The following is a 1,788-nucleotide window of genomic DNA, read 5'->3' as shown; positions in this document are numbered from 1 at the left end:
GCAGCGTCTCTTGTAAATTTATCCCTCTCATTTCGCAAAACGATAGCGTGTCGATCATACTCTCACTGATTATGATATTTTTAAATTCTTTCGGGCTTTTATGTGCGTTGTCGGCTTTTAAAATTTCTAGCCCTTTATTTCCGTTGCAAAGCTGCTTGATGGGCTTATCGTATGCTTTTCCCTGCGGATCATGCGTTAATGGTTTTGAGAGGTAGTTTATCGTTCCGCTTTGCTTTAAAAATTCTTTCGTGCCTGCGTCCGTTTGCACTGACGCTAACGTGTATGTCGGTACGATCGCGTTTTGGTATTTGTCGTCTTGTTTTAGGCTACTAAATTGCGCCAAGAGCTCGGCGCTTAATTTTCGTTTGAGGACTAAAAATGAATTTTTGCCCGTCTTATCTAATTTTTTAAATTTTTCTATTATTTCATTATCGATTCTTTTAGCAGTTGCTTTGAGTATAGTATTGCTTTGTAACTCTTTTATATCTTTTATTTTGTCTTCGTCTATTAAATCTTTTACTTCTACTCCGCGATTTTTAGCGAAGCTGTAAATATTGCCCCGATCGGTGCTATCGTTTGGATTAAAATATAAGTAGTGGCCGTTTGATTGGCGCGATATGACTATCGTATCGCCGTAGTCGTTCGTAAGCGTTTTGTAGTTCCGGCTACTTTTGTCTCTTTTTTCAAAGTAGCCGTTATTCTTTAAAATTTCATCAAGCGCTAGCTCTACTAGATTTTCTTTCATCTCGGACACAGATCCAAAAATGCTTTTCTTTTTTGAGCCTGCTTGTGAGCCTTTTTAGCCGTAATCGAATAGTATTTTTTAAGGCTTGCAGCGCACTCGGGCGGGCGCGTAGCGCTTGCAAGGCATAGCACCGCTTCGCATGCTAGCTTCTTATCGCCGGTAAATACGTCGCCGAGCTCTTTTGGAGCTGAAGTCTTCGTTGCCGTATCCTTTGCGCTCGTCTCTTTTGCGGTCGCGCTGCTTGCTGCAAAAATTGCGCCTATGATTAAACTAAAAACTAGTTTTTTCATTCTTTCCCCTTTATTTGAAATATACGAATTTTGGTAGTCCCAGCTCGTCTTTCGGTAACTGCTTGGTTTCGGGCTCAAATATGGCGTCGTTGCGCTTGTATTCTACGACCGACTGATTAAAGCTCTCTTCGGTTAAATTTTTATTGCTGCCACTCTCGCTTAATTGCTTGCCGGTCGCCATCGTGCTGGTGTAGTTGATATTCAGCTCGTATTGGTGCTGTAAATTTTCTAAAATTTTAAGCAGTATCGAGTTCGTGAGGGCTTGAGCTTGCTTTTGGTTGTTTGACTTGCTTAGCTGCTTTGAAAGCTGCTTTAAATCGTCGTTCATTTTCGCTTTCGAGTAAGGATTGGTCTTATCGTCGCTATGAAACGTATCTTCAAAGGCCAGCAGAGCATTTGTTTTTTCGATGTTATCCCTTTCTTGCAGGAACTTCTCGGCATTCTTTATATTATTGATTTGCGCTTGATAGTTCGCTCTTTGAATAGGATCAACGGCTTTATTCATCTGCTCGGTCAGCTCGTCTATGCTTTTGCTTAAATTTGCGCCGTCTCGCAATGCGTAGGTGCAGCGATTGACCTTGCTCTTGATTGAGCTTTTGGTTTTTCCTAGCGTCATTCCGAAAAATTGGCTATTGTTTTCCAAAAACGAGCATGCGTTTTGCACTCTTGCTATATCGCCCATTACGTCGCTTGGAATATTTTTAACATTGTCGTAGATACTTTGCATCTGACTGATCATATTTTGCGCGTCGC

At 41.3% G+C, this 1,788-nt stretch carries 2 protein-coding genes and 1 pseudogene; all 3 read right to left on the bottom strand.

The genetic code is table 11. The features are described from left to right. Positions 1–745 (bottom strand): annotated as a pseudogene (locus Q0256_RS07260) (DUF3991 domain-containing protein); the annotation flags it as partial. After that, positions 742–1,035, bottom strand: a complete 294-nt coding sequence (locus Q0256_RS07255) for a TrbM/KikA/MpfK family conjugal transfer protein (protein WP_297961695.1) — start codon at positions 1,033–1,035, stop codon at positions 742–744. The gene Q0256_RS07255 and the pseudogene Q0256_RS07260, both read right to left, overlap by 4 nt. Before the next feature lie 10 nt (positions 1,036–1,045). Then, the coding region (locus tag Q0256_RS07250; protein ID WP_297961692.1) for a hypothetical protein at positions 1,046–1,788 on the bottom strand (743 nt) is incomplete at its 5' end.

The sequence above is a fragment of the uncultured Campylobacter sp. genome (assembly GCF_937949835.1).
Classification (GTDB): domain Bacteria; phylum Campylobacterota; class Campylobacteria; order Campylobacterales; family Campylobacteraceae; genus Campylobacter_B.
The sequence above is the reverse complement of the archived record's forward strand: the minus strand, read 5'-3'. Positions and strand labels throughout refer to the sequence as shown.